This window comes from Flavobacterium cyanobacteriorum, from assembly GCF_002251835.1.
GTDB classification, from domain to species: Bacteria; Bacteroidota; Bacteroidia; order Flavobacteriales; family Flavobacteriaceae; genus Flavobacterium; species Flavobacterium cyanobacteriorum.
On sequence record NZ_NOXV01000189.1, the window covers coordinates 1 to 8,061 of the forward strand.

Below are 8,061 nucleotides of genomic sequence, written 5' to 3' on the forward strand. Positions count from 1 at the left end.
CGTCAACCCTTTTTTATTTAACAAATAAGTTTAAACCACTTCTATAACTAAAATAGTCATATAATGACTAAAATCATCTGCAAGAAAATTTTGATTGTAACAAAAATCTGTATATTATTGCATCTTCATATTCCCCTTGAAAATTAGCAACAATTTAGTTATAGCGCCGTTGCAACATTGACGGTTTTAATATAAAAGTTATATGATAGGGGTAAATGATAAAGTAAGGAAATTCAGAAGAGAAAGGAATATATCGCAGGAAAACTTAGCCGATGAACTCGGTATAAGCCAAAGCCATTACTCAAAAATGGAACGAGGTAAAGTTGCAATTAAAATCAATGTACTGTCACAAATTGCAAAAATACTTAAAGTCGATATAAAAGAACTGGTATAAGTTCAGGCAAAAAGCCCTGGAAAAGCTGGCATAGCCTTCTCTATTACAGGCCGTTTCAAACATTCCATGAAGGCCTTACCTCCTGTTAGGCAATCCACACAAAAAATACATAGTTACCATTTGGAGCAGCCTGCTACCGCTCCTTTGGCAGCCATTTCCCGCTCTCCGCTTTATCTCCCCGCCGCCATAAGCGGGCGGCGGGGAGGATGCCGCTGCGATCGGGGCTAGTGGCAAAAGCCAGTGTACACAGCCTGCACATAGTAAAAACAATAAAGGTTTTTTTGCTTATTTTAGCAGGCACAAACCCATCATCATGAAAAAAATCCTCCCACTCCTATGCATCGCCCTATTGTCGGTCACGGCATCAGCACAGAAAAAAGAAGCTGCTACATCCCCTGCGTTTGATGAAGCCGTACTGGCCGAAACACTCAGGTTCCTCTCTTCTGATGCCCTACAGGGAAGGAAAGCAGGCAGTGACGGTATTGAAAAAGCAGCATTGTACCTGGAAGGGATATTTCAAAAAAACAGCGTCAAATCTTACTTCACAACATACAGGGACACCCTCTCAAATTATGAAAAGCCCGCCTACAATATTGTAGGTTACCTCGAAGGCAATGATCCGGTACTCAAAAAAGAATTTGTCATTTTTGGGGCACATTATGACCACGTAGGCACCGGCAACGCTATAAAGGGCGACAGTATCTACAACGGCGCCAATGATAATGCTTCCGGGTCGGCGCTCCTCGCCGGGCTGGTAAGCTACTATGGCAAAAACAAATCGAACAAGCGGAGTATCCTCTTCTGTTTTTTTTCCGCCGAAGAGGTGGGCCTGCTGGGCAGTGTACATCTTGCAGCAAAAATCAAAGCTCAGGGCACCCCGGTCTATACGATGCTTAATTTCGAGATGGTCGGCTCTCCTCTCGGTAAAGATATTGATGCCTACATTACAGGTTACAGCCGCAGCAACATGGTCGAAAAACTGAATGAATATGCCGGCCGGAAAATGATTGGCTATACAGATTTTGAAGTCCGGTACCAACTTTTTAAACGCTCTGACAATTATCCTTTTTTCCTGGAATTAAACGTGCCGGCCCACACCATTAGCACAACAAATATGGAAACGTATAAGCTATATCACCAGCCTGATGATGATTTCAGTAATATCAACATGAAGCATATGGTGGCTTTTGTACAAAAATTGATACCGGCAACAGAAAAAATGGTTAATGCCAAAACCAAAGAAATAGTCCTCACCAAATCATGAAAAACGTAATTATAACCGGAACCAGCAGGGGCATAGGCTATGAGCTGGCACTGTTGTTTGCCGGCTCAGGGCATAATGTTCTTGCTATATCCAGGAATATACCGCAGGCACTGGCAGAGCATGAAAAAATTACCTGCCTTTCTGTTGATATTGCTACACCTGAAAGCAGACCTCTGATAGAAACCTTCCTTACAAGCACATGGGGGACTGCCGATATTATAATACATAACGCAGGCGCTTTGCTGCACAAGCCTTTTACACAAATAACTGCGGAAGAATTTGAATATATCTATCGTGTAAATGTGTTTGGCGTGGCTAACCTAAACAGGGCAGCGCTGCCTTACATGAAGCAGGGCGGCCATGTAGTAACCATCAGCAGTATGGGTGGCGTTCAGGGAACAGTGAAATTTGCAGGCCTTTCAGCTTACAGCTCAAGCAAGGGTGCGGTTATAACCCTTTCAGAGCTTCTGGCAGAAGAATATAAAGACAAGGGAATTGCCTTCAATGTGCTGGCACTGGGCGCAGTAAATACCGAAATGTTGAGGGAGGCTTTTCCGGGTTATGAAGCGCCGCTTTCACCGGTTGAAATGGCTGAATACATTTATAACTTTTCGCTTACCGGTAACAAATTCTTTAACGGCAAGGTGTTGCAGGTATCATCAACTACTCCTTGAGAAATAAATGAAACATATTATTGCGCCATACCTGCCGGAACACGCTGTTGATGCGGTTTTTGAAATGATAAAGATATATGGCGTGCACCTCAAAATAGTTAATGACAGGGTTACCCGCCATGGCGATTACCGGCGCACGCCGCAGGGATATCACCAGATAACCGTAAACGCAAGCCTGAATAAATACAGGTTCCTGATTACCCTGATACATGAAATAGCACACCTGGCTGCGTTTGAAAAATATGGCAGGAATATAAAACCCCACGGAGAGGAGTGGAAACTTGTTTTCCAAAAGCTTATGGTGCCGTTCATAAGGCCGGAGATATTTCCGTCCCAGCTGTTGCCACTGCTGGCCAGGCATTTCAGGAACCCAAAAGCAAGCAGCGATACCGATGCTACACTTGCGCTTGCCCTGAAACAGTTTGACGGCCCTACCGATAAACATTATGTTTTTGAACTGCCTTTTGGCAGCCGTTTCAGGATACACAACGGAAAAATTTTCCGGAAGGGGGCACAGCGCATGAAACGGTATGAGTGTATGGAGGTAAGTACAGGTAAGATATATTTGTTCAATCCTAATGCTGAAGTAGAACTGCTGCCATAAATTATACATTGCCGGTAGGGGAATTGGTCAGTAAGATGTTTAATGTTAAATTTATGTTTACAGCCTAAACATGTTACTGATACTAATATCTTTACGCGATTTTAATCTTTCCTGAATGAAACTACCTTTATGCAAAACAACCGGTGCGTGGCTTTTGTGGCTGTTCTTCGGTTTACAGGCTTTCGCGCAGCTTCCTGACTTTACCCTAACCCTGACGAGTACTCCCGAAACATGTAATGGCAACGGGTCTATAGGTATTTCCGTAAGCGGTACAAATCCTGCCGCAACCATGATTTACACGGTTTACCTGCTGCCTGACGAAAATAATTATGTAACTCAGGTAAATGCAGGCCCGGTTTTAAACAGGGGGGCGGGAAACTATAAAGTAGTTGCCACGCAATCCCTTGGTGCGGAAAGCAATACAAGGACAGCGTTTGTTACCATAGCCAATAATACAGTACCGCTTTTGTTCGGTGCCACTATAACCAGATCACGTTGTGGCAATGATGGCGCAATTACGGTTAATGTAACTTCCGGTACTGCTGTTAGTTACCAGATTATTCAGCCGTTTCTCAGCCCCGTACAGGCCTCAAACGTATTTTCGGGCCTCGCCCCGGGACTTTATAAAGTTAAAGCTACCGGAAGTTGCGGGCAGGAGTTTAATATTGATGTTACCGTAACGGCTGCACAAACCCAGCTGGCCATAGATGCTCCTGAAATTGCAGGGGGCCAGTTGCCGGGATGCAACCAGATACAGATAAGCCATTTTTACGGCACCATCAATAACTTCGAACTGTTTTTTCCGCTTACTTTTACATTTTCGGTCAACAACCCTAATGGAGGGGCACCAACAGTGATAACCCAGACGGTAGCTTCAGGCTCTAACTTAGGCAATGATATAGTTGTAAATATACCGTTCTATAACAACCAGGCTTACAGCTACACATTGTCTGTAACCAATGCCTGCGGAGCCGTTACACCGGCGGGGACCTATTTTATAAACAGGAAATTGTCGCTTAATGTGGTAACAGATGAAGTTAGCTGTGGCGATAACATGTTTACCCTTGAGCCTGATTTTTTTGTACCGCCTTACACAGTAAGCTTTACCTCAACACCTGACCCTACGTTTAACCCGGTAGCGTTCAACCCTGCACATCCTAATTTTACGGGTTCAGCACTATATGGTGGCGCGGATAATACCGTACCCGAAGGCAACTATACCGTTAGTATAACCGATGCGTGCGGGCGCACGGCAACACAGTCATTTTTAGTAGAAGATCCCGAAAAACAATTATTAGCGTCCGGAACTATAACCGGGTGTGACCCAACAGGAACAATCCAGGCGTCAGTATCAGGCCGCAACCTGGTTTCGGTTATAGTAAATGCAGGCCCGCCGGGCTATCCGGTGCCGCAAAACATTTCTTCAAGCATACAGCTCGACGGTACGCTGGAAAGGGCAAATATGCCACCCGGCACGTACCAGATCACTGCTGTTGATGAGTGTGGTGAAGAGTATACCGAGCAGTTTACTATGGTGCCTGTGGCCGGAAATCCTACACTTACAATAGTTAACCGCCCAGGCTGCGGACCCGGTACAGGGAGTGTTAGGATAACACTGCCCGACGCCAATGCCAGCTATACCCTTGCCAGGATTATAGATGCGCCTGATGAATTTACCACAGCATTACCTTATGTAGTTACTTCTCTTGCGGTAGGCGATGATATTTACATCAATTCACTTCCTGCGGGCGCCTATGTTATTGAAACTGTTGATAATTGCAATATTACCCGAACCCAGGCGTTTGTTGTGGAAGGTTATGCCGTACAGGCCAACAATATAACCGTTACACCGCGCTGTGGCAGCTTTGAGCTTACTATACAGCATGTAAGCAATGGCACGCTTGCTGCTTCTTTTTGGCTGCAAAAATTCAATCCGGCAACCAACACCTGGGGCCATCCGGGCACAGGTGTGGCTTATCCTGAAAACACTTTGCCCACAGCCCTTAATTCGGTATTTTTGAACACGGCATCACAGCCCATTTTAAACCTACAGTATTCCGGCCAGCTCAGGATATTAAAGGTATTTTATACATTCGGCAACGGCACAGTGGCCAACCAGCGCTGCCACCAGGTGATACATAATTTCAATTTTTCCGGATTTCCGGATATTATTAACGCCTATAGCTTTCCATGTGCCGCCGGCCTTACCGAAGTAGCCCTTGAAGCGACCGGAGTGGCGCCTTTAACTTTCAGGATAACGGAAAAGAACAGCGTTCCTTTCGTTGTTAATAACGGCACATCAAACATTTTCGGCGGGCTTGAGCCGGCTACTTACATGTTTACCGTTACGGATGCCTGTGGAAATAGTGTGCCGAGGCCTTTTACCATTAATAATATAGCCCCGCCCTCCATAACCATGGCCGGTTTCTGCGAAGGTGAGAACAGTAGCCTTGCTGTACAGCAGTTTCCGTTAGTTAATTATGAATGGTATGAGGTAGGCAATCCCGGTACTGTGCTGAGCAATACCAATGTACTCAGCTTCCCGGCATTTAATTCGGCTACAGATGCTGGCACCTATACAGTCCGCCTTATTTCAGCAACCGCAAGCTCCTGTATAAACCAGGCACTGGCACCCGTAACAGTAGTGCCAAACAACCTGCCTAATGCCGGTGCAGATAACCCCGGTATAAGCATTTGCAGTACAATAAATTCAGTTAACCTGGCAGATTACCTTGTTGCCCCGTTTGATGCAGGCGGTAGCTGGCAGGATACTGACGGTACAGGGCAGCTTAGCGACAGCACCTTTACCACAACGGGGCTTTCGGCAGGTAATTACACATTTACATACGTAGTGGCGGGCGACTGTAACCTGACTGATGAAGCTATGGTAACAATACAACTGAAACAGCAGCCCGCGGCACCGTTACTTGCCCCGGTACCGGCAGTTTGTACCGGCAGTACTGTACAGTTGCAGGCGCCTGCAGTGCCGGGTGCAACTTACAGCTGGACCGGCCCCTCGGGCTTCACCTCAAACCAGCAAAATCCAGTTATTACTTCTGTCGGGGCCTCTGCAGGTGGCACGTACAGCCTTGCCGTTACAGTTGACGGCTGTACATCGCCGGTATCGCAGGTTGCGGTAACTGTAAATCCTTTGCCTGATTTCAGCATTTCGGGCAGCAGCCAGCTGTGTGCGGGCCAAAGCACTTCCTTAACAGTAGTTCCTGGCAGTGGGGCACCTGCGCCTGCGGTTGTGGCCTGGTATCGTGACGAGGCCCTTATTCCCGGGGCTTCGACACCTACAATTCAGGTTTCACAAACCGGTACGTACAGGGTGGAAGCTACCAGCCTTGGCTGCCCGGCCAGCAGGTCATTTACCATAACTGAGAACACGATTAATACTGCAATACTTACTGCCGGTGGCTGCGATGGCAATGACTATATGGTAAGGGTGACCAACACGGATGATTTTCCCGGAGGCACCTATTTATGGAGCGGCCCTGCAGGCTTTACTGCTGAGGGCGAGCAGGCGGTGATTACAGGCCTGCCTGCCGGTGATTATACTGTGACTGTGAACATAGGCGGGTGCGAAAGGGTATCAGAACCTATGGCAGTATCCAACTCTTTCTGCAGGATACCTAAGGGCATATCGCCCAATGGCGACGGATTTAATAACAACTTTGACCTGAGTAATTTTGATGTAAAAAATATTATAATATTCAACAGGTACGGGCTTCGTGTGTATGAGCAGGATAATTATACGGATGAATGGCATGGTCAGTCATCGGCAGGTGAGCTTCCTACAGGCACCTATTATTATGTTGTCTCGTTAAGCTCAGGTAAACGTATTACCGGCTGGGTTTACCTCCAAAGGGAAATATAGTACTGGTACAATACTATACTGAAGATGCCCTGCATTCCGGGGCATCTTTATATTTTTGGACATCCGCCTCCAGAAATGCTAAAAACAGGCACCGGTAGGGCCCTCTGTTTTTGCTCCATTATTTTTGCTGCCTATTTACCGTCTTTATCTACCACGGGCCTTTTATCACGGTTGGCCAGTTCCCACGCTGTTGCGAATGCCAGCTGTGCCCTCTTGGCCAGCAGGTCGTATTCAATTTTGTCCGGTTCATCGGTAGGCTGATGATAATCAGCATGTACACCATTGAAATAGAATATAATCGGGATGCCTTTTTTAGCAAAATTGTAGTGGTCGCTCCTGTAATAAAACTGGTTTGGGTCGTTCCTCTCGTTGTATTTATAATCAAGTTCCAGCTTAGTATATTTGCGGTTGGCCTCCTCATTTATATTGTGCAGTTCGGTACTTAGCCTGTCAGACCCTATAACATATATATAATTGCCGTTATCTTTATGTTCCTCGTCACGGCGGCCTATCATGTCTATGTTGAGGTCAGCAATAGTGTTTGCTATAGGGAACAGTGGATTTTCTGAGTAATAGCGTGAACCGTGAAGCCCGTGCTCTTCGCCCGTTACATGAAGAAAAAGTATAGAGCGCCTGGGCCCATAGCCGTCTTTTTTAGCCTGCATAAATGCCTGGGCAATTTCAAGCAGTGCTACCGTCCCCGAACCGTCATCGTCAGCGCCGTTATAAATTTCTCCATTTTTCATCCCTACGTGGTCGTAGTGGGCTGAGATAACCAGCACTTCTTCCGGTTTTTCGGTACCTTCAATAAAAGCCCATATATTTTCAGAGTCATTCAGCTTAGGGCTAAAGGCACGTGCCATATAGGCAGAAGGCACGTTTTGGTACCAGCCTGAAGCGCCTTTCGGAAAAGAGATGCCGTTTTTGGTATACTCAGCAATGAGGTATTTACCGGCTTTTTTTTGCCCCTCTTCACCCGTATTGCGTCCCTGCATTTCATCGGAGGCTACAATATACAAATGTTTTTTAAGGTCAGCCGCTGTTATACTGTTGATATACTTTTGTATATCGGCATTTTTAGGATCTTTTACAGCAACTTTACTAGTACTACACGAGGCAATGGCGAGAATGAAAATGATAAAGATTTTTTTCATCTTGATAATTTTTATAAAGATACTAATGCGTTGTCAATAAAGCATAAATTGAAGTGGTTTAAACTTATTTGTTAAATAAAAAAGGGTTGAC

The 8,061-nt window shown here is 45.8% G+C and carries 6 protein-coding genes; 5 read left to right on the plus strand and 1 reads right to left on the minus strand.

Translation table 11 applies throughout. The features are described 5' to 3' along the window. Positions 1 to 202 precede the first annotated feature (202 nt). The 5 genes from CHU92_RS03765 to CHU92_RS03785 all read left to right on the plus strand — a co-directional run bounded on the left by CHU92_RS03765 (position 203) and on the right by CHU92_RS03785 (position 6,816). Positions 203 to 394, plus strand: coding sequence for a helix-turn-helix domain-containing protein (locus CHU92_RS03765; RefSeq protein ID WP_094412753.1), 192 nt, complete (start codon positions 203 to 205; stop codon positions 392 to 394). 313 nt (positions 395 to 707) lie between these two features. Further along, on the plus strand, positions 708 to 1,658 hold the full coding sequence (locus CHU92_RS03770) for a M28 family peptidase (protein WP_094412755.1): 951 nt from the start codon (positions 708 to 710) through the stop codon (positions 1,656 to 1,658). Then, a complete protein-coding gene (locus CHU92_RS03775) occupies positions 1,655 to 2,332 on the plus strand; it encodes an SDR family NAD(P)-dependent oxidoreductase (RefSeq protein ID WP_094412757.1) in 678 nt (225 codons plus the stop codon). The genes CHU92_RS03770 and CHU92_RS03775 overlap by 4 nt, the downstream gene beginning before the upstream one ends. Positions 2,333 to 2,339: 7 nt before the next feature. Continuing rightward, complete coding sequence (locus CHU92_RS03780) at positions 2,340 to 2,936, plus strand: SprT-like domain-containing protein (RefSeq protein WP_094412759.1); 597 nt, start codon at positions 2,340 to 2,342, stop codon at positions 2,934 to 2,936. A gap of 115 nt (positions 2,937 to 3,051) precedes the next feature. Continuing rightward, entirely contained in the window at positions 3,052 to 6,816 is a 3,765-nt protein-coding gene (locus CHU92_RS03785) for a gliding motility-associated C-terminal domain-containing protein (RefSeq protein WP_094412761.1), read from the plus strand. 131 nt (positions 6,817 to 6,947) lie between these two features. Here CHU92_RS03785 and CHU92_RS03790 read toward each other — a convergent pair whose 3' ends face one another. Continuing rightward, complete coding sequence (locus tag CHU92_RS03790) at positions 6,948 to 7,970, minus strand: M28 family metallopeptidase (protein ID WP_094412763.1); 1,023 nt, start codon at positions 7,968 to 7,970, stop codon at positions 6,948 to 6,950. Positions 7,971 to 8,061 lie beyond the last annotated feature (91 nt).